Raw genomic sequence first — 380 nt, forward strand, 5'->3', positions numbered from 1 at the left:
TAACTACTTACATCCATTTGGTCTATTGCTGACGCACATGCTATGTACATGATTATGGCTGTCTAAGAATGCATTCTTAGCGTGGGCACTTAAATCACCAAATTCTCCTAGGTAACCACGTGCTTCATTTATAGCCTGTGCAGCAATATGGCATTGCATCGTATGTCCGCCTCCAGACCATGACACACAACCTTGGTTACCATCCCGTTTTGTACAATAAGCCAGCCTTCCTAGTTGCATAACGTAACTTCCACATCCAGAGAATGTTGTTGCCAAAGTGGCCAATACATAACCTTTAGCTTTGTGCAGATTACTCTTTATCCATTTTGTGCCGTAAAGCTTCCACCATCTTCTCGAGATCAATCTGATCATCATTCCAA

At 42.4% G+C, this 380-nt stretch carries 1 protein-coding gene; it reads right to left on the bottom strand.

Annotated features, from left to right (window positions below; translation table 11 throughout):
- Positions 1 to 3: 3 nt before the first annotated feature.
- A partial coding sequence (locus tag E2E34_RS36100) for a hypothetical protein (RefSeq protein WP_208765438.1) occupies positions 4 to 380 on the bottom strand: 377 nt, incomplete at its 5' end.

This window comes from Streptomyces albidochromogenes (genome assembly GCF_005981925.1).
GTDB classification, from domain to species: Bacteria; Actinomycetota; Actinomycetes; order Streptomycetales; family Streptomycetaceae; genus Streptomyces; species Streptomyces albidochromogenes.